Here is a 20,430-nt window from a genome sequence, read left to right as displayed (position 1 = left end):
CAAACCATAGGATCATGACATGTCAAGTTTGCAAGGTAGTCCGCTATTTCAACAACGTGGATGGGTAAATGGTCAGTGGATCAATGCACAATCCAATGCCACTGTACCCGTCACCAACCCAGCAACAGGTGAAGAGATTGGGCTTATTCCCAATATGGGGGCAGCAGAAGCAAGCCTAGCGGTTGATGCTGCATATCAAGCCTTAGCAACGTGGAAAGCCTTAACTGCACAAAAACGCGCAGATTTATTATTGGCTTGGTATCAGTTGGTATTGGCACATGCTGACGAACTGGCTCGTATCATGACCATTGAACAAGGCAAGCCTTTGGCTGAAGCCTTAGGTGAAGTGAAATATGCTGCTTCATTTATTCAATGGTTCGCAGAAGAGGGCAAGCGAGTTTATGGTGATGTGATTCCTACCACCAACAATCAACAGCGTTTTATCATTACCAAGGAACCTGTAGGAGTGGTTGCAGCGATCACGCCTTGGAATTTCCCAATCGCTATGATTACTCGTAAGGCTGCGCCAGCTTTAGCTGCGGGTTGTACGATTGTGATTAAACCTGCCAATGAAACGCCTTATTGCGCCCTGGCCATTGCAAAACTTGCAGAAATGGCAGGGATTCCTGCTGGGGTGATCAATGTTGTAACAGGTCAATCACAAGAAATTGGTGCAGTATTTACCAGTCATGAAAAAGTCAAAAAACTGACTTTTACTGGTTCAACGCCTGTTGGCCGTTTATTGATGCAGCAATGTTCAGACACGATTAAAAAACTTGCGCTCGAACTCGGTGGAAATGCGCCATTGATTATTTTTGATGATGCGGATTTAGATAAAGCAGTACAAGGTGCAATTTTTGCCAAATTCCGTAATGCAGGGCAAACCTGTGTTTGTGCCAACCGTATTTATGTACATGACAAGGTTTATCAGGCATTTACTGAGAAATTTGTGCAAGAAGTTGAAAAATTTAAGATTGGCAATGGTCTTGAAGAAAATGTACAGATAGGGCCTTTAATCAATGAAAAAGCCGTCCTTAAGGCTCAACAGTTGATTGATGATGCACGAAAAAAAGGTGCACAAGTGGCTTGTGGTGGTAAACAGCATGCACTTGGACAGACCTTTTTTGAACCAACCGTGCTTACTGATGTGGATCAAAGCATGGAAATTGTCAAAGAAGAAATCTTTGGGCCAGTGGCACCACTGATTCGATTTAGTGATGAAGCAGATGTGGTTGCCCAAGCCAATGACACCATCTTTGGTTTGGCAGCCTATGTGTATAGCGAAAGCATTTCACGGATCTGGCGTGTCGCAGAAAAACTTGAATATGGCATGGTGGGGATGAACTCAACTGCAATTTCAAATGAAGTGGTCCCGTTTGGCGGTGTGAAGCAATCAGGGGTAGGCCGTGAAGGTTCTAAGTATGGCTTAGAAGAATTCATGACCATTAAATATATGTGTTTAGGGCTATAGGATAAAGGCGTGTTGGACATTCATTGATGATCATCCAACACGCTGCCCTCCAATGAGAAAGCGCTTGAATAAGTACTTAAAAAAGCAACATGTGGTAAAGAGGATTTAGACATGGCAAGTCATTATGAAATGTTTGCATCAGTGGTCACAGGGGTAGAGCAACTTACACCATTGATCAAACGGTTTACATTTAAACGTCAGGATGGACAAAATTTTCCTCAGTTTAATGGGGGCAGTCATATCATTGTTAAAATGAATGATCAGCTTTCCAATGCCTATTCACTGATGAGCTGTGCTCAGGATCTTAGCACTTACCAAGTATGCGTACGCAAAGATGTAGAAGGTAAAGGTGGCTCGGTCTATATGCATGAGCAATGCAATGAAGGCTATGAAATTCTGATTTCAGAACCTAAAAATTTATTTCCGCTGGCTGAAAATGGCGCAAAACATATTTTAATTGCGGGTGGGATTGGGATTACGCCTTTTGTGCCGCAAATGGATGAGTTGGCTGCACGAGGAGCAGATTACGAATTGCATTATGCCTATCGTTCGCCAGAGCATGCTGCACTGCTTCAAGAGCTCAAACAAAAACATGCTGAACATATTTTTAGTTATGTCGATTCAGATGGGAAATGCCTTGATCTCGATCAATTAATTTCCGCACAGCCAAAGGGCACACACGTTTATGTCTGTGGGCCAAAGCCAATGATTGATGCGGTGATTGATCGTTGTAATTTTCATCGTTATCGAGATGAATATATTCATTGGGAACAATTTGCTTCAACCGTACCTGAAGATGGTGAAGCATTTACTGTGGTTTTGGCGAAATCCAATCAGCAAGTCGAAGTTCAAGGCAACCAGACTATTTTACAGGCGATTGAAGCACTGAATATCGATGTTGAGTGTTTGTGTCGTGAAGGAGTATGCGGTACCTGCGAAACTGCAATTCTAGACGGTGAGGCAGAGCACTTTGATCAGTATTTGAGTGATGATGAAAAGGCATCACAACAATCGATGATGATCTGTGTATCTCGTGCCAAAGGCAAAAGATTGGTATTAGATTTATAAATGATTATTGGCGTAAACCGAAGTGATTTATGTTGATATATTGCAGCTTTACTTTAACCCGAATTGACGGTTTCTAAATTAACGCCGAATGAAGTTCATTCGGCGTTAATGACTGATTATGAGTATGATTTAACAACTACAATTGAGCATCTGCGTAAAAAACCAAATACTGCTAAGTGCAAAGCATAGCCACTAAAAAGCCCACACAAATTTTAATACACTCGTATGACCTTCAGGGCGATTCTCAACATGAGTTTCTTTTAAATACTTTGCTTCAATTGACCAGTTTTTATCTTGATATTGTATTGCAGGACCAATTGCCAAAACTTGTCCACGCATCGCAATATTTTCACCCTGTTGCTTATCTGACTTGGTTTGCTTCAAAGCGTAGCCTTCAACAGCCACTTTAACCTGATCAGTAAGTTTATACCCAAGACTATAATCACCAGCAAAATATTCCCCAGATTTGTATTGGGTATCATCATTTTCAGTGTTAAAGCTATAAGAAATTTTAGTTGAAATATCTAAACCATTTTTTGGCGCATAGCTGTAAGCAAAAATCGGTCGAACAGTATTATAGTTTTTGCCAATATTGGCGACCAAAGGTTGTTGTGCTGTGGCCTTATCATACTGACCTGTGGCGAGTACTGTTTCTACCGCAGCAATCCAGTGGTGATCTCCTTGATGCCAACCTAACATTGACCCCAACATTAAATCACCTAAGGCAGTGTTATGGTCTGACATCCCCGCTGCAGATAATCTGAGATCAACCATAGGCTGTATGGCATAGAAACCCAGTTGACCGCCGAGATAGTTTTGTTCTGTCATCCAGACCAAACGGGGGATAAAGGCATTTACATCTAAATGAAAATTCGCTGGGCCGTTGTCAAAACTTCCAGCATGATAATTTTGATAATAGCTTAATAGATACACGCCAGCAGGTGGTAGTGCGCCCGCCATCATACCTTCGGCACCGAGGGCAAATGAGTCAGCCCCATTTTCTGTGGCACAGGCAATGCTACTGGTTAAACCGAGCATCAATGGAACTGAAAGTTTGAACATCAATTGTTTCATAGAAAATCCTTTTCAATGATATTTTTATTGCAGGTAGCTGTAGTTAAACGGATTAAGCATCACTACATTGTTGACTAAGCGGCTACTCGACGACGATCAACCTCTGTAGAGGGGACTTGATCAGCGTCTTCGACCAATTGGAAATTAAATTTGATGTGTTTAAAGGCTTTATCTAAATTGTATTGTTTAATTTTTGCGAGATCCGTTACATCCAGCGCAGTAGCAATCAGTCCATCACGAGTAGCAAAGGCAAAGTCATCCCAAAGGTATTTGTCACCTTCAATATTAAATTGGGTGGTCAGTTTGCGATAACCCGGTGCAGAGACAAAGTAGTGAACATGCGAAGGGCGGTTACCATGTCGCCCCAACAAATTGAGTAAAGCTTGTGTTGTACCTTCAGGTGGACAGCCATAACCGACAGGCATGGTGGTTTGAGCGATATATTGACCTTGTGTATCGGTGAAAATACTGCGGCGTAAATTAAATGCAGACTGAGATTTATCAAAGAATGAATAGTTGCCTAAACTGTTGGCGTGCCAGATTTCTACTTTTGCATTGGGAATAATCTGTCCAGCAGTGTCAGTGACAATGCCTTCAATGATTAAGGCATCGACGTGCGCAGATTCAGAGCCATCATCCATACGAGCAAAGCCAACGGACTCAGGCGCACCTGCAACATAAAGCGGTCCTTCAATTGTTCGTGGTGTTCCACCTGTAATACCTGCTTTAGTATCTGCTTCATCTGCACGTAAATCTAAGTAATGTTCTAGCCCTAGACCTGCTGCCAAAAGTCCCAGTTCATTGGCTTGACCTGCATCTGTCAAATATTCTAAGCCTTTCCAAAGCTCGGTTTGAGACATATCTAAGTCTTCAATGGCTTGGAATAAATCACCAAGTAAACGTATAACGATTTGCTGAACACGCAGATTGACTTCACCTGTTGCTGTCGCGACATTCATTTGCTGAACGAGGCTATCGATTTGTTGTCTATTCATCATCATCTTCCTTTGATTGATATGAGTATTTGGCATGAGTATCTTGAGAGTGATCTGGAATCGGTGCAGATCACTCAAGCTGGTGTTGCTATATTGGATAATTTAAGGGTTCAACCACTCAGCTTTAGATGTGTCTAAAAAGTGCCGAACGTGATTGCCCATTTGCACCATCTGCAGCACTTAAAAAGCGTTCGGTATGGATGTCTTTTTCAAATAAACGGCTTTGCATCAAGGTGGAGATGGCGGCATCAATCATCGGTGGCGGGCCACATAAATATGCTTTGTGCCCACTGCATTTATTTTCAAAATAATTGGCAACCGCTTCATGTACATAACCTGTAAACCCTGTCCATTGGTCTTCTGGCTTAGGCGCATTTAAAGCAGGGATGTATCTGAAATTTGGATATTCTTTGACAAGCTGTTCGAATTTTTCACGGTTATATAATTCAGCAACATCCCGTGCACCTTGGAACAAATAAATGATACGGGTGTCACCTTGTTCTAAAAGATCCAGAATCATCGATTGAGGGCTTGAAAGCCCTGAACCACCTGCAATGAAAATGACATTTTGCTGATCAGACTTACGCACAAAAAATTGTCCATAAGGTCCTGAAAGCGCCATTTCTTCACCAACACTCAGTTCATCATGCACATAGCGTGTTGCAGCACCCCCTTGCACTTTACGAATATGTAATTCGATCAGATTTGCTTCGCTCGGTGTATTGGCGATTGAAAATGCCCGGGTTCCTTCAATATTAGGGAGTTGGATATTGATGTATTGGCCTGCTTGAAACTGCATTGGTCGATCAAGTTGAAGTCGGACACCTTTAATCGTTGGCGATAAATCCGTTATTTCAATAACCTTAGCTTGGTAGTCTTGGACTAAATAGCCTAAGAAATCCTCGTCTTCATCCACATCAGTTTCGATGACCATGTCAGATTCTGGCTTGCAACAACAAGCCAACACTTTATTTTCTTCACGTTCAATGTCCATAAGTGCAAATGGTGAGGCTTCACCTACATCATAAAAGCCGTCTGTGACTTGAACTTTACATGTACCGCAAGTGCCATGTCCGCAAGCAAAGGGCAACCAAATACCTTGACGCAATGCTGCATCTAAAATGGTTTGATCCTCTTCAACTTGAATGATGGTTCCTGCTGGTTCAATCGTGACTTGATAGCTCATCTGTGTTCTCCTTAAACATGTGTGCCTTGGTAACCTGCTAAATCAGGCGTTACAAAGCGCAGGAGAGATTTATGATCAAAACCCAAATCTTCTAGGGACTTAGAAAAATCAGCCTGTAAAAGATTACGGTTTAAACGGAATTCAACTTTAGACCAATCAATATGTCTAAAATCGGGATGTTGCTCAAAACCCGCCTGAATTTGCCCATCAATCAAGGCTTGTAAGCTTTGTTTTGGTGAAACCACAAAAGCATGTGCCGAACAAAATAAGGTGTGATGATCCCAACCAATAAACAACAACATGTTTTCGCCGTAATTTTGTTGTAGGTCTAGTGGTTCAAATTGATATTTTTCAACAATCGCTTGTACAGTCATGGTGTATTTCCTTAAACTTTTGAATAAATCCTTGAGCGGATGCTGTCGAGTTAGACAACATCCATTGTTTATTTTTTAATTTTTGGATGAGGGTTTAAGCTGCGTTGCCTTTCCACTTTTTCCAGCGCTGTTGGTCAGGTGAACCTTCAATATCGAGATTGTCTGCACCGACATTAAAGTTGTAGTAATCCCTTAAAATACTTTCTAAATCTGGACCACCACAGTTACCCTGCAAAATTTGATGTACAGGCAGCCACGCTTGGATGTATTTCTCAGGTTCGCGTTCAAAAATGTCATGACAACCATCAGAGCAAGTGTGGTAACGTTCATCTTTGTAAATTGAATCGCGGTAGCTAAATAGCGTTGGGTCACCATCCATTTCAGTAAAGGTCATTGGAATTTGGCACACTTGGCACAATTGAGGTAAACCCGCGCTATAGAAGCGTTTACCTTCAGCTTCCATTTTTCGAGCAAGTTCCCAACGTGGGCGATAGTATTTATCAAACGTGTCAGGATATTTTTCTGAGAGCCAATCCATTTCCTCATCTGTTGGAATCCACGTATGGAAGCCTGCTGCATGACCGAAGTTATAGAAAATCCACCATGCTTGATGCGAAACATGTTCTTTCTCTTTGCTAATCACTTCACTATATTTCGGCATACGAATCCCGTAGCGACTTAAGTCTTTAAATAAAGCGCCACCTGCTTCTTCAAAATAAGTTTCCCAAGCTTCTTTCCATGACATGACTTTATTTGGCAACATGTAATCCATCATCATGCCGACGATGGAGAGTAGGCGAGTTCCTCGCCAGAACCATTTATCAATCCATTCTTGTACGATTGGCACATTATCTTCGTGCTGTTCCAGTAAGAATTTTACAATTTCCAGTCCTAGCGTCATGTGGCGTGCTTCGTCTGATTGTGCACTAAAGCCAAATGTTACGGTTGCCATATCACCGTTGTAAGCTGCTCCCGACATGAAAGGAACGAACAATAAGTTAGTTAGGACATATTCAAAGGCAAAGCTGATTGCTAATAAAAACTCAAAAGGCCCCGCTGAACGTGCATCTTCAAAGAATGATTTAGGTACAGACAAGTACCAGACCCGGTCATGCATATGTGCCCAGTCTTGGAAGCCATCAAAGAACTTGTTGTAATGGCTCATCGCATGAATCTGGGTTTGTACATGACGTAATTCATCAATGGATTGCATTTGCGAGGCGATACGTGCACCAATGCCACTGAACTGACGCCCAACATGGGCATAGCCTTGGTACGCTTGATACTCAAGCGGGGTTACCGCGGTTAAAAACAGTTTAATCGCGTTGACATAACGTTCATTTGAAACATTCATTTGCCCATTGTTTTGTGCAAAAGCATCAAAAATGGCATATAGCTTCTTTTCTTTTTCTGCTTGGTATTTCCAATAGTTATCCATGGTTAAACGGAAAGGATCTTCCCATTTCGACCAGTCGGTAATTTTGATGCCTTCAAACTCTTCATACGGAAAGGCATCTTTACGATCTGCATAGGAAAAGTCCCAATCTAGATCACGGGTGAGTATCCGATAACGTTCTTTGGCATTGAGCTTTTTATTGTTTACTTTGGCTTGGCTATTCATTTTGATCATCCTTTAACTTACATGCAGCTGCCTGCTATTTATGCTTTAAATCTAGGGGAAGTACGGCTTAGTTCCACTTCAAGGTAAAACTGTCATCATCTTCATCAACATTGCCACCCAAGGTAATCATGTTGAGTTGTAGTTCTTGGATATCCCAGTTTTGCCCAAGTTTTTCTGATACTGTTTCTGCACGTACCACCAGCTCGCCAGTGCTTTCGACCCGAATCATCGCGGGAAGATATTGAATTGTTGCTTCAGGATTGTCCTGTTCAATCGCTTCAATGATGTAGCGTGAGGTGTCATTGTCTTGCAATGCTAAATAAACTTTAGAGGTCATGATGGCAAATCCTTATGCTGCTAAATCGAGTAAAATGTTGCCGGCTTTTTTGCTACGTTCAGAGATCTTATTTAGACCTGAATCAATCCCAGAATCCGTAAGTGCGGTTTGTGCCCAAGCACTAAATGCTTGTTTAACTTGTGGTAGTAATTCCGTGATCCATGATTGAATCAGGGTTTTATTGTCTTCAGATTCTAAAATTGCAGTTTTTAAAACACTGTCTGACCACTTCGCTAAATCAGTTAAACAGTCCTTCATAAATTCAGTAAGAATGGCAATATCACGCCCGCCATTTTCAACCAGCCATTCATCCAGCTGTGCAAAAACCAGCTCTTGTAACATGCTGTCAATCAACAGATTTTGCAGAATGTAAAGTTTGAACCAGTCTTGTTCGGTTAGGCTTTGTTCACAAAGTTTACGTAAGGGTTGCCAAGTTTCATCATTTAGCCAAGCGTGTTTGGCTTGCTGTAATGATTCACCTGTATTGCCATCGAGGATTAAGCCAATACGTGAAATGTATTGCGCCATACCGAGACGATCCATTGCTGCAAAAATACATGCTTGGGTGATGACGGTGCCATAACCATAGGCACTGCCTGACATCATATGTAAGTTGGCCGTTTGTTCGACATAGCGAAAAGGTAATAAACACTGGATGATTTTTTGTTTCACTTCATCACTGAGATTATTGACCAACTGACGTTTTTCAAAAAAAGCATAATGACTTTCAGCGGTATCTTGCAGACGTGCACGATGTTGCACATAAGCACCGTAATAAAATTGGCGAGGGTCTTTAAATGCATACCAATCTTGCATTTGCAAAGCCGTATGGGTTTTATCATTTAAGGTTTTGTCTGGCTTCCACAAGGGGCGATAGTGAAAGTTTGTCGAAGCTTGAATATCAAAGCTGACTTCTTGGTAGCGTGTTGCGGGCTTGACTCCAAAACGGCGTTCGATATACGCATAAGTCTGACGAATCGGTTGCAAATTGGATGTTTTAATTTCTAAAGTCATTAGCTTCTCCTTGTAGAATTAAGCCTGATCTTCTTGATCAGAATGTTGGCGAGCATGATTTAAAACAGTCGGTTCAATGCCATAACGCCATTTATCTTCCTGCGCATCATTCCAAGCTTGTTGTTCTGCGGTCATTTCAATGACATGATTAATTTCACAAAAATGCTGAAAAGCCTGTTGGGGGAGAATCAGTTCAACAAAAAGCGTGGGGTCTTGAATGGCAAAATCGAACTCGACAAATTTGGCATTCCGCTCACCAGTAATACGGATATATTTGACCAATGCGGTAGGCTGTTTAGCGTCAATCATGTGCTTATCCTTTTATCAACATCAAAACAATTTCGATGTAGAGCTTCATGCTCATGTGCTAGGTTTGCTCTAGATATTCCAAAAGTCGTGCCAACTTTAAAATTTAATTAAAATTCAAATATTTAATATTTTTTGTTCATGAGGATATGAAGCACAACAGCATTATTTTCATCAAATAATGAACGTAAAGAGATGCTGATTTCATCAAAAGATGAAACAGTGATTTTGATGGGGAAAGGTCGAGTTAATGTTTATAAAAACCAATAAAGACTTGATATTGGTTAAAATAAAAACAATATACCTTAAAGGTATGAAAATATAAGAAAAGGTAGTGAAGCTTTTGGTTCAGAATTAGGTAATATCAAGATTGCATTCACAAAGACATATAGCCAAGGATGGATATATTATGCCCCCAGCCAAAGATGTGAAGGTATATAAAAAAATACTGGAACAGAACAAAGATATTCAAGATTTACTCGATAAAATCGTTTTTGATGCTCAACACGGACAAATCTGGTTTGATGAAAATCGAATGCTGTTGATGCATACCAGTATTCTGGGCTTTTTAAGAAAAGATCTTTATCAAATGTTGGGGCTTGAACGCACTAAACGCTTTTTTATTCGTTGTGGTTACCAAGCTGGCATGCGCGATGCAGAAGTGACCTCAAAACTACGACCAAATTTAAATGAAGCAGAAGCTTTTATGGCTGGACCGCAAATGCATGGCATCCGTGGTATGGTGCAGGTTGACGTCAATGAGCTGCATTTAAGTCATGATTTAAAACAGTTTTATGCTGATTTTAACTGGCTTAATTCATTTGAGGCAGAGGTGCATTTAAGTGAATTTGGTGCTTCAGATCAACCTGCTTGTTGGATGTTATTGGGCTATGCCTGTGGCTATAGCAGCTTTGTCATGGGGCAGACCATTATCTATCAAGAGACACATTGCGTTGCTCAAGGTGATGAGCATTGTCGAATCATTGGGAAGCCGTTGAGTGAATGGGAAAATGCCGATGAGTTGATTCGCTTTATGTCACCCGATGCCGTCTCAGATGAAATCATTGCCTTACAGGCGGAACTCAATCAATTAAAGAAAAATATCTATACCGATGCTGAAAGTGATTACACCATGTTTAATGCAGTTGGCGAGTCGGTCGCCTACCGCAAAGTCTGTGATCTACTTAAAAAAGCAGCAGGGAGTAAAGTCGCAGTTTTATTACAGGGTGAAACAGGCGTTGGCAAAGAAGCATTTGCACGGGGTATTCATAATGGCAGTCAGCGCCAAGCGCAACCATTTGTGGCTGTGAATTGTGCCTGTATTCCTCCTGATCTGATTGAGTCAGAACTGTTTGGGGTGGAAAAAGGCGCATTTACTGGTGCGGTTCAATCTCGAATGGGAAAATTTGAACGTGCCCATGGCGGAACTATTTTTCTAGATGAAGTGGTTGAGCTTTCACCACGCGCACAAGCTGCGTTATTACGGATGCTGCAAGAAGGTGAGTTTGAACGGGTAGGAGATAGTCGCACCCGCCAAGTCGATGTCAGACTTGTTGCTGCGACCAATGAGGATTTAGAGCAGGCCGTTAAAGATGGAAAATTCCGTGCAGATTTATATTATCGCTTAAATATTTTTCCTGTGATTATTCCGCCTTTACGTGAGCGAAGAGAAGATATTCCCTTGCTGATTAATCACTTTTTGGCACGCTTTGAAAATATGTATAACAAGACCCTAAAAGGGCTCAGTGATAAAGCGAAAAACTTTATGATGAAATATGATTGGCCTGGCAATATTCGTGAGTTGGAAAACTTATTGGAAAGAGCCACTTTACTGACCGATCATCAACAGGAAATTAAATTGGACAGTTTGTTTCCTCAACATAAAGATTTAGAAGCAGTGGGTGAAACTGCACAATCGCTGATCAATGTAGAGGATTTATTTAGTGAGAATTTCTCTTTAGATCAACTTGAACAAAATATTATTCGTAGCGCTATGGATAAAAGCCAACAGAATGTATCAGAAGCTGCCCGTATGCTTGGAATTAGTCGGGCAACATTGGATTACCGTTTAAAGAAAATTACGCTAGGTTAAAATCAAATAGGTCCCAATAACCATAGACCAATAGCCATAGAAATGTGTTTGGATAGCGCTTTGATCAGCTACAGGCCGCTATGTTATCTGTCTATAGTTGCTGATAGTTGTCAATTTAAAACAGATGAGTTGAATGCTTGTTTCAATGAAGTCGATTTTACACTTGGATGCTGATCTTATATTTTATTTAAATCGTCGGGCTTAAATAAAATACTAAAACAACTTCCCCCTAAAGCTTGTGACTTGGAATATTCAATCCGACCTTCATGCGCGATCATAATTGCATTGACAACAGATAGACCTAAACCACTGCCACCATTCTTCTTGCCTCTGGATTCTTCAAGTCGATAAAACGCATCAAATATAAAGGGGATATGCTGATCTGCAATACCGGGTCCTTGATCTTCAATGGTTAAAACCAAACCTTCTGATTTTTTTTGGGTGCTAATCCGTAAAATCCCTGCCTGTGCATAACGAATTTCATTTTCAAATAACGCAATTAAAATCTGTTCAAGCCGTTGTCGGTCAAAAAAGCAGGCTTGATCTGATAGATCGGTTTCGATGACTAATTTTGCTTGATCAAAACGGTCTTGAAGTAAGTTTACAGATTGTGTAATGACGTCAGATAGACAAACTGACTCTAGGTTAAGTCGAAGTTGTTGATTATCCGCCAGACTTAGGGTTCTTAGATCTTCGATTAAAAATGACAGTTGCTCAACTTGATTGAGCAAATTTTTTAATAGGGCTTTATCTGGGGTAAATATATCGTCAAGCACGCCTTGTAAGCGACCTTGTAAGATGGTCACAGGTGTTCTTAATTCATGTGCAATTGCGGCATTCCAAATAGATGCATTGTTGACTGAGATTTCCAGTTTTTCTGCCATACGATTAAAATCATTGATCATCTTTGTGATTTCAGCGACAGAAGAGGGATTGTCCAATTGCGCTCTTACGGAAAGATTGCCCAAACTAATTTCTCTTGCTGCAATGGCTAAAGAATTTAGCGGGGCGATAAAGCGTTGCGCTAATTTTAATCCTAAATAAACAGAGGTTAATGAACCGCATAAAGTCACCAGTAAAATCCAGATCAGATCAATCAAATTAAATGACCAATCCTCAGAATTTAACTGTTCTAGCGAGACCAATTTAAACTCGATGGCAACAAAATAAGTCAAATAGCCAAAAATCAAGGAAAAACAAGTGGTCAATAAGCTCACTTTGGCCATGGTGATAATCAGCTGGCGGCTAATTCCAATGTTATTTTTCATCATTATGCCTTAAACGATAGCCAACACCACGGACATTGATCAGTAAGTCAGTTTGATGATGATCTTCCAGTTTTTTACGTAATTTACTGATATGACTGTCTACAGTACGCTCTAAGGCATCACCATCAGGCAAGCAATGGTTCATTAATTCTGATCGGGTAAAAACCTTGTAGGGTGCTTGCGACATCAACGCAAGAATCTTAAATTCCGTTAAGGTAAGGTTTAACAGTGCTTTCGAATGTTCTTTGATAATGTATACACAAAGTGTTTCTGTATTAATTTCAATTGATTTAAAGCTAATGATTTGGGCTTTCGCCTGAGATGACATTGCACTTCTTCTCAATACTGCCTCAACTCTGGCAATAATTTCATTTGGATTAAATGGTTTTACCACAAAGTCATCAGCGCCGATTCTAAGTGCTGTGACTTTATCCACTTCTTGATCTAATGCGGTCAGCATAATCACAGGGGTTTGTTTGGATTGACGAATATGATTTAAAACTTCCCAACCATTTAAGATCGGCAATTTCACGTCAAGAATCACCAGATCAATCTGTTGCTGCGCATGTATTTCGATGGCTTGCTGTCCATTAAGTGCTCTAAGCACATTGAAGCCATTTTTTTTCAGATAATGCTCCACAATATCGCCGATATCATAATCATCTTCAACGACTAAAATTTGTTTACTGGCTGGATCAGACGCAAAAGAAATATTGCCCATTGCTGGATACTTTAAAATGGATACAGGCCCATCATAATTTATTTTTAGTGGCTATATCCACACAATCTCCACACTTTGGTGACGCTAAGTACACAAATATTGCCAATAATCGTCATATCTAGAACTCTGGGTGCAGATGATGCCTAAGCCTTATTTTTTTATTATTTTATTGGTTGTTTTAAGTGGGAGTGCGTTAACTGGATGTAATCGCTCAGGAAATGCTGAAGCAGAACAAGCACAGCAGGCTGCACCAGCCAAAGTCAGTATTTATACCGTTCAACAGCAAGATATTCATTTGATTGAAAACTTACCTGCACGTGTACAAGCCTATCGAATTTCAGAAATTCGCCCACAAGTTGGCGGAATTATTGAAAAGGTGCTGTTTACCCAAGGCAGTGAAGTTAAGGCTGGACAACCCTTATTTAAGATCAATTCGGAAATTCTTCAAGCAGATGTCAATAGTAATCAGGCTTTATTGGCAAAAGCACAGGCAGAAGTGGTGCGTCTAAAAACGCAACAGGAGCGATATCGACAACTGCTTCCTTCCAATGCCATTAGTAAACAGGAATTTAATAATACGGAAGCCGCTTATCAACAGGCTTTGGCTGAAGTTGCTCAAACCAAGGCAGCATTGGCACGACAAAATTTAAACTTACGCTATGCGACTGTACGCGCTCCGATTTCAGGTCAAATTGGTAAGTTGCTGGTAACCGAAGGTGCATTGGTCAGCACCAGCGATACCAATCCAATGGCTTTGGTACATCAGTTAGATAAAGTCTATGTTGATGTTAAACAATCAATTTCTGAATATGAGCAATTGCAAGATCGTTTGAATGATGGTTCGTTGTTACAACGTGGTGGTGCTGATGTCAGCATATCCAATAGTCAGGGTAAATTGTATCCAGTGACTGGAAAGATTTTATTCTCAGATACCAGCGTAGATCCTAATACGGGTGATGTCACCATCCGTGTGGAAGTAAATAACCCTCAACGGAAATTATTGCCAGGGATGTATGTCAGAGTTGGTTTAAACAGAGCATCACAACCCAATGCCTTACTTGTACCTGAGCAAGCTGTGCAAAGAGATATTTCAGGTCAAGCACAACTGATGATTGTAAAAGCAAATCAGACTGCTGAAACACGTCCAGTGAGTTTAGGGCAGTTATATAAAGGTTTCTATGTGGTGAATAGTGGAATTAAAGCTGGTGAAAAAGTCATCGTTGAGGGGCATGATCGAATTCAACAGCCAGAACAGCCTTTAAAAATAACCCAGTGGAAGTCGCAATACATAACCGATGTTGGGGGCACGCAAGCACAAAATAAGGGCAGTGATCAAAGCACGGCAGGTCAGTCTTCTCCGAATATAGGAGAAAAATTATGATATCGCAGTTCTTTATTAAACGGCCAATTTTTGCTTGGGTAATTGCACTCTTTATTATTCTGTTTGGTGTCTTAAGTATTCCAAAGTTGCCGATTTCTCGTTTTCCTTCAGTTGCACCACCTTCGATTAGTATCTATGCAACCTATCCGGGAGCAACACCAGAAACCTTGAATGATAGTGTTGTTACCTTGATTGAGAGAGAGTTATCGGGAGTAAAGAATTTACTTTATTACAGCGCCACCTCAGATGCCAGTGGTCAAGCGAGTATCACCGCCACATTTAAACCGGGGACTGATCCAGAGTTGGCTCAGGTAGATGTGCAAAATAAACTAAAGTCTATCGAACCGAGATTGCCACAATCTGTTAGACAGCAAGGACTGATTGTTGAAGCGGCATCTTCTGGATTTCTGATGATGGTCGGAATCAACTCACCAAATGATCAATTTAAAGAAATTGATTTAAGTGATTATTTGGTTCGAAATGTGGTTGAAGAATTAAAACGGGTTGATGGGGTTGGACGTATCCAATCTTTTGGATCTGAAAAAGCCATGCGTATTTGGATAGATCCAAACAAACTGGTGTCTTATCAGCTGTCGATTAAAGATGTCACAAATGCCATTCAAGCACAAAATACGCCGATATCTCCGGGAAGTGTCGGGAGTTTGCCTGCGGTCCAAGGACAGATGATTACACTGCCATTAACGGCTGAAGGGCAGTTAAGTACAGTGGAAGAATTTCAAAATATTACTTTGCGTGCCAATCAGAGTGGCGCACAAGTCACACTTAAAGATGTTGCACGGGTGGAGCTTGGGGCGCAAACCTATAGTTTTTCTATTTTAGAAAATGGAAAGCCAGCAACCGCTTTGGCGATTCAAATGAGCCCAGGCGGGAATGCGGTTAAGACCTCTGAAGCGGTCAAAGCAAAAGTTGAGGAGTTGAGCAAGGTTTTACCAAAGGGGATGCAATATTCGATTCCTTATGATACTGTGCCGTTTGTTAAAATTTCGATTGAAAAAGTAATCATGACTTTGCTGGAAGCAATGGTGTTGGTTTTCCTTGTCATGTATTTATTTTTACATAACATTCGTTACACCTTGATCCCTTCAATTGTTGCACCGATTGCACTTCTGGGCACATTTGCAGTGATGTTGATCAGTGGTTTTTCGGTCAATGTTTTAACCATGTTTGGTATGGTTTTAGCCATCGGTATTATTGTCGATGATGCGATTGTGGTGATTGAAAATGTGGAACGTATCATGGCAACGGAAGGCTTATCACCTGTTGATGCGACTTCTAAAGCAATGCAAGAAATTACCAGTCCAATCATCGGGATAACCTTGGTACTGGTGGCGGTATTTTTACCAATGGCCTTTGCCAGTGGTTCGGTAGGGATTATCTATAGACAATTTACCGTGACCATGGCGGTATCCATTGCATTCTCAGCATTTTTAGCACTGACCTTAACCCCTGCACTTTGTGCAACCTTGTTAAAACCGATTGAAGCCGATCATCAGAAAAAGGGCTTCTTTGCGTGGTTTGATCGCTTTTTTGACCGCGTCAATAAAAAGTATGAAGCAATTTTAGTGAAATTGTTAAAACACATTTTTACTGTGATGATTGTATTTGTTGTCCTGACAGGTTTCTTATTATTTGCGTTTAAATCGATCCCAACCGCTTTTTTACCTGAAGAAGACCAAGGCTCATTTATCACCTCATTTCAATTGCCTGCAGATGCCAGTCAAGAGCGTACATTGACCATTGTAAAATCGTTTGAGGAACATTTAAAAAGCAGAGAAAGTATTAAAGAAAATGTCTCTGTACTCGGGTTTGGCTTTAGTGGTTCTGGCAATAACACTGCCATTGCCTTTACAAATTTAAAAGATTTCAAAGACAGAAATACCTCTGCTGCAGATGAGGTTAACGCTGTAAATGCGGCCATGGCAGAAAGTGCAGAAGGTACGATTATGTCTGTTTTACCGCCAGCAATTGAAGAAATGGGAACAACTTCGGGCTTTACTTTACGTTTACAAGATCGCGGTAATCTTGGAATGCAAGCTTTGAATGAGGCACAAGCACAGTTGATTGGTCTTGCAGCAACCAGTAAAAAACTGGCTTATGTTTATCCAGAGGGTTTACCATCAGGCAGTAATGTCGATTTAAAAATTGATCGGAATAAGGCAGAAGCTTTAGGTGTGAATTTTGCTGATGTGACAGACACCATTTCATCTTCAATGGGCTCAATGTATGTCAATGATTTTCCAAATCAAGGACGAATGCAGCAAGTGATTGTTCAAGTCGATGCCGATTCACGGATGAAAGTCACTGATATTCTAAATTTGAATGCGGTTAATAAGACTGGAGCACTGGTTAAACTGTCTGAGATTGTTACACCTGTGTGGACACAGTCTCCGCAGCAGTACAATCGCTATAATGGACGACCATCATTGAGTATTGCAGGGGCAGGCGCAGAAGGGGTTTCTTCAGGGGTAGTGATGAAGGAAATGGAGCGATTGATTGAGCAATTACCAAAAGGAATTGGTTATGAGTGGACAGGGCAATCTTTGGAGGAAAAACAGTCCGAAGCACAAACCAATTTCTTATTGGCATTGTCAATGTTGGTGGTCTTCCTCGTCCTTGCTGCCCTTTATGAAAGTTGGTCGATTCCATTGTCGGTGATGTTGGTTGTACCTTTAGGTATGATTGGTGCAGTGGTTGCAGTATGGATCCGAGGGATTCCCAATGATATTTTCTTTAAAGTGGGTTTAATTACCATCATTGGATTATCTGCAAAAAATGCCATTTTGATTGTTGAATTTGCCAAAATGCTAAAAGAAGAGGGAATGACTCTGATTGAAGCCACTGTTGCAGCTGCCAAACTTCGTTTAAGACCGATCTTGATGACATCCTTGGCTTTTACCGCTGGTGTAATTCCATTGGTGATTGCTACAGGTGCAAGTTCTGAAACTCAACATGCGATTGGTACAGGGGTTTTTGGTGGTATGGTCAGTGCGACGATACTTGCAATCTTTTTTGTCCCAGTATTTTTTGTGTTTATTCTCAGTGCTGTTGAGAAATTACGTGGCAAAGCTTTACCTGTACGTAAACTGCCTTAAGCGCTCTGCGTTAAGCTTTTAATTTTTAGTCTTGTGTTTTGTAGAGGATAAGCATTTGTTCTCTACAATATTTCTAGCGAATCACCGCATTTATTATATGCATTCATTTAGATGACCTAATTTTTCCTCCTATTATTTTTATCTCGTATAGTTTTCTTTAGATATACAGGTCAGTTGTTTTAACTGCATTATTTATATAAGTTTATTGTTATATAGACAAACCACCTAATAATTCATACAAATGATTTCCATCAAGTCATTGTTCATCAATGAAGCTTAAGTTTTTGTATGAACTTTTAGAAACTGTTGGTTATCAATTCGTTTTTGTGCTTTTGAATCATAGATGATGATCCTACCGTGGGGCGACATGGATGTCGCTGTTGGGCGGGGGTACAGGACGTACCCCTCGCCCAACGGAAGATTTTTGTCATCTTTTCATCTCTGAAAAGTGAGGCATCGCCTACGCAAAGATATTTAAACTTTGAATGTAAGAAGTGGCAGTGTAAACTTTTTTATAACCGAAAAACTTTTTTACATATATTTGATTTAATAGAAAATATTAATTAATGGAAATAATATTCATGTGTCTGAGTTTTTTGACAGATTGACTTTACATTTGAATAGATATGGTTAGTTCCCCGCATTTTATCGTCAAATTACCTCTTCTAAACCATTCTTATTTACATTTAATTACATTTCTCATTAGGCATTTTTGCCTTCTCATTCGTCTATATAGATAAAGGCAGTGTTTTTTAAATTCACGGCAATTGATCTGATAGACGAAGCAGGAAGGATTCATGAACAGTACAACGCAATACAATAGATTGAGCAGACAAGAAAAGCACAGGGTTTTATCCAGCACTCAGCAAATGCGCTACATTTATTTGTGCTGTATCTAAGCCTATGTCTGCTGTAATTCTCGCTTCAAATGATAAGCAAAAATACTCTACGTTTTGTGGGGTAGTGATCAGTCATATATTGTTGTTATGGTCTTTGTCTTATTTAAAAACAGATGTTCGTATTGAATCACATTCACCTGAAAATGCGATTCAAATTCGTTTTATCAGCTTGAACAAAACCGATGTTGTACAACAAAGCAGTACAAAGCTGCAGATGGCATCAGAGCAAGCTGCAACGCAATCAAAAGCACAACCTCAATCTACAGTAGCAACAGCGGTACAACATCAACAACAGGTCAAAGTGATACACAGTACTGAGTCAAAAAAGTTGAAGATGGATCAAACAACACAACAGACAACGAAAACACAAGAAAAAAAACCAACCGATCAACAGACGGAAAGTAAATCTGAATCAAATCGTCAGTCAACGCAAACATTCACTGAAACGAAATCATCTGCGAATACTGAACAGACTGCTTCTGGTCAGTCAAATGAGATAGCCAAACGTGCCGGTGGTGAAGCAGGCAAAGACAATAAAAAAGAACAAAACGCTGCCTCTACTTCTCAACCACAGCAACCGCTTCCCGTGAGTCGGGTTGATGTACTCAGCTTTGGCAAGCTTAATTACGATGATCGCGAATTGCAAAACCAGCAGCGCTTGTTGGTTCTCACCATCAAAATCAATCCACAAGGGCAGCCAATAGATGTCAGAGTAAAGCAAAGCTCAGGCATCAGTAGTTTGGATGAAAGAGCTATACAAGCTGCACAAAAAGCAAAATTTAAACCACATATTGTCAATGGTGAAGCATTGGCAATCGTGGTGGATTTTCCCATTCAGCTTAAGCTTGGTCGTAATCGCTGATTGGATCATTAAACAATGAAAGGGTTTATTTAGGAGTTTTTATGAACGCATCAACAGAAAAAGTGATCAGCAGTAGTTTAATGCAACGCTTGAAACAAGAAACACTGGCAGAGCATGAACGTATGGAAATTTTGATGCAGCAATCAGGCGCGTTTGAGAGTAAAGAGAATTATGCGCAATTCACCCTGTCGCAATATTATTTTCAGAAAGATGTTGAACATCTTTATCAAGATTCACAGGTTGAACAATTGATTCCCGATTTAGATGTGCGTGGGCGTTCCGATGCAGCTTTACAAGACTTGGCTGATTTAGGTTTAACGCCTCAGCAGCAGGGTATTGCAACAGATGAAATCAGTTTTCCACAATCTTTGGGCTGGATTTATGTTTCAGAAGGTTCAACCTTAGGCGCAGCATTTTTACTCAAAGAGGCTCAGGCTAGATTTGGCTTTAATGCTGATTTTGCTGCACGTAACTTAGCAGCATATCCAGAGGGTCGTGGATTAGTGTGGAAGCGTTTCAAGCAAACCCTAGATGATGCAAATTTTAGTTTAGAGGAACAGCAATTGATTATTGAGGGGGCTATGCAAGGCTTTCATCGTTTTGGTGAACTTTTAGCACAATTAAAAACACTGAAATAAATAATTGATG

17 protein-coding genes are annotated in these 20,430 nt (G+C 40.5%); 7 read left to right on the top strand and 10 right to left on the bottom strand.

The window, feature by feature from the left end:
* Positions 1 to 19: 19 nt before the first annotated feature.
* Positions 20 to 1,471 (top strand): NAD-dependent succinate-semialdehyde dehydrogenase, encoded by a 1,452-nt coding sequence (locus CQZ96_RS05570; RefSeq protein ID WP_105712965.1) that lies wholly within the window; start codon positions 20 to 22, stop codon positions 1,469 to 1,471.
* A gap of 111 nt (positions 1,472 to 1,582) precedes the next feature.
* On the top strand, positions 1,583 to 2,539 hold the full coding sequence (gene cntB, locus CQZ96_RS05565) for a carnitine monooxygenase, reductase subunit CntB (protein ID WP_105712964.1): 957 nt from the start codon (positions 1,583 to 1,585) through the stop codon (positions 2,537 to 2,539).
* 192 nt (positions 2,540 to 2,731) lie between these two features.
* Here the strand turns inward: cntB and CQZ96_RS05560 are convergent, their stop codons facing one another.
* From CQZ96_RS05560 to CQZ96_RS05525, 8 genes are all read right to left on the bottom strand, one after another.
* Positions 2,732 to 3,613: a SphA family protein gene (locus CQZ96_RS05560; protein ID WP_056512511.1), complete on the bottom strand. Its 882-nt coding sequence runs from the start codon at positions 3,611 to 3,613 to the stop codon at positions 2,732 to 2,734.
* 74 nt (positions 3,614 to 3,687) lie between these two features.
* The gene (gene catA / locus CQZ96_RS05555; RefSeq protein ID WP_105712963.1) at positions 3,688 to 4,608 is read right to left on the bottom strand and encodes a catechol 1,2-dioxygenase; all 921 of its coding nucleotides are present in this window, start codon (positions 4,606 to 4,608) and stop codon (positions 3,688 to 3,690) included.
* A gap of 124 nt (positions 4,609 to 4,732) precedes the next feature.
* Positions 4,733 to 5,794: an NADH:ubiquinone reductase (Na(+)-transporting) subunit F gene (locus CQZ96_RS05550; RefSeq protein ID WP_105712962.1), complete on the bottom strand. Its 1,062-nt coding sequence runs from the start codon at positions 5,792 to 5,794 to the stop codon at positions 4,733 to 4,735.
* 11 nt (positions 5,795 to 5,805) lie between these two features.
* Positions 5,806 to 6,168, bottom strand: coding sequence for a phenol hydroxylase subunit P4 (locus CQZ96_RS05545; RefSeq protein ID WP_105712961.1), 363 nt, complete (start codon positions 6,166 to 6,168; stop codon positions 5,806 to 5,808).
* Positions 6,169 to 6,262: 94 nt separating this feature from the next.
* Positions 6,263 to 7,789, bottom strand: coding sequence for an aromatic/alkene/methane monooxygenase hydroxylase/oxygenase subunit alpha (locus tag CQZ96_RS05540; RefSeq protein WP_004820631.1), 1,527 nt, complete (start codon positions 7,787 to 7,789; stop codon positions 6,263 to 6,265).
* A 67-nt stretch (positions 7,790 to 7,856) separates the two neighbouring features.
* Positions 7,857 to 8,126 carry an MmoB/DmpM family protein gene (locus CQZ96_RS05535; RefSeq protein ID WP_004721361.1) on the bottom strand — a complete coding sequence of 90 codons (270 nt, stop codon included), beginning with the start codon at positions 8,124 to 8,126 and terminating at the stop codon, positions 7,857 to 7,859.
* Between the two features lie 12 nt (positions 8,127 to 8,138).
* Positions 8,139 to 9,140 (bottom strand): aromatic/alkene monooxygenase hydroxylase subunit beta, encoded by a 1,002-nt coding sequence (locus CQZ96_RS05530; protein WP_105712960.1) that lies wholly within the window; start codon positions 9,138 to 9,140, stop codon positions 8,139 to 8,141.
* A gap of 18 nt (positions 9,141 to 9,158) precedes the next feature.
* Positions 9,159 to 9,449, bottom strand: a complete 291-nt coding sequence (locus tag CQZ96_RS05525; protein WP_056512494.1) for a phenol hydroxylase subunit — start codon at positions 9,447 to 9,449, stop codon at positions 9,159 to 9,161.
* Positions 9,450 to 9,855: 406 nt separating this feature from the next.
* On the opposite strand from CQZ96_RS05525, the gene mobR reads away from it, so the two are divergent.
* A complete protein-coding gene (gene mobR / locus CQZ96_RS05520; protein ID WP_034615101.1) occupies positions 9,856 to 11,538 on the top strand; it encodes a phenol degradation transcriptional regulator MobR in 1,683 nt (560 codons plus the stop codon).
* 176 nt (positions 11,539 to 11,714) lie between these two features.
* Here the strand turns inward: mobR and adeS are convergent, their stop codons facing one another.
* Both adeS and adeR read right to left on the bottom strand, forming a co-directional pair.
* On the bottom strand, positions 11,715 to 12,806 hold the full coding sequence (adeS, locus tag CQZ96_RS05515; protein WP_105712959.1) for a two-component sensor histidine kinase AdeS: 1,092 nt from the start codon (positions 12,804 to 12,806) through the stop codon (positions 11,715 to 11,717).
* Positions 12,796 to 13,527 (bottom strand): efflux system response regulator transcription factor AdeR, encoded by a 732-nt coding sequence (adeR, locus tag CQZ96_RS05510; RefSeq protein ID WP_105712958.1) that lies wholly within the window; start codon positions 13,525 to 13,527, stop codon positions 12,796 to 12,798. The genes adeS and adeR overlap by 11 nt, the downstream gene beginning before the upstream one ends.
* 136 nt (positions 13,528 to 13,663) lie before the next feature.
* On the opposite strand from adeR, the gene CQZ96_RS05505 reads away from it, so the two are divergent.
* The 4 genes from CQZ96_RS05505 to CQZ96_RS05490 all read left to right on the top strand — a co-directional run bounded on the left by CQZ96_RS05505 (position 13,664) and on the right by CQZ96_RS05490 (position 20,420).
* Positions 13,664 to 14,908 carry an efflux RND transporter periplasmic adaptor subunit gene (locus tag CQZ96_RS05505; RefSeq protein WP_105712957.1) on the top strand — a complete coding sequence of 415 codons (1,245 nt, stop codon included), beginning with the start codon at positions 13,664 to 13,666 and terminating at the stop codon, positions 14,906 to 14,908.
* Positions 14,905 to 18,021 (top strand): multidrug efflux RND transporter permease subunit, encoded by a 3,117-nt coding sequence (locus tag CQZ96_RS05500; protein ID WP_105712956.1) that lies wholly within the window; start codon positions 14,905 to 14,907, stop codon positions 18,019 to 18,021. Before CQZ96_RS05505 ends, CQZ96_RS05500 begins: the two co-directional genes overlap by 4 nt.
* A gap of 903 nt (positions 18,022 to 18,924) precedes the next feature.
* Positions 18,925 to 19,782 carry an energy transducer TonB family protein gene (locus tag CQZ96_RS05495; protein WP_105712955.1) on the top strand — a complete coding sequence of 286 codons (858 nt, stop codon included), beginning with the start codon at positions 18,925 to 18,927 and terminating at the stop codon, positions 19,780 to 19,782.
* A gap of 41 nt (positions 19,783 to 19,823) precedes the next feature.
* Positions 19,824 to 20,420, top strand: a complete 597-nt coding sequence (locus tag CQZ96_RS05490; protein WP_004721344.1) for a biliverdin-producing heme oxygenase — start codon at positions 19,824 to 19,826, stop codon at positions 20,418 to 20,420.
* Positions 20,421 to 20,430: the final 10 nt, after the last annotated feature.

The organism is Acinetobacter sp. MYb10 (genome assembly GCF_002980175.2).
Taxonomy (GTDB): domain Bacteria; phylum Pseudomonadota; class Gammaproteobacteria; order Pseudomonadales; family Moraxellaceae; genus Acinetobacter; species Acinetobacter guillouiae.
This window is presented reverse-complemented; position numbering and strand designations above follow the sequence as displayed.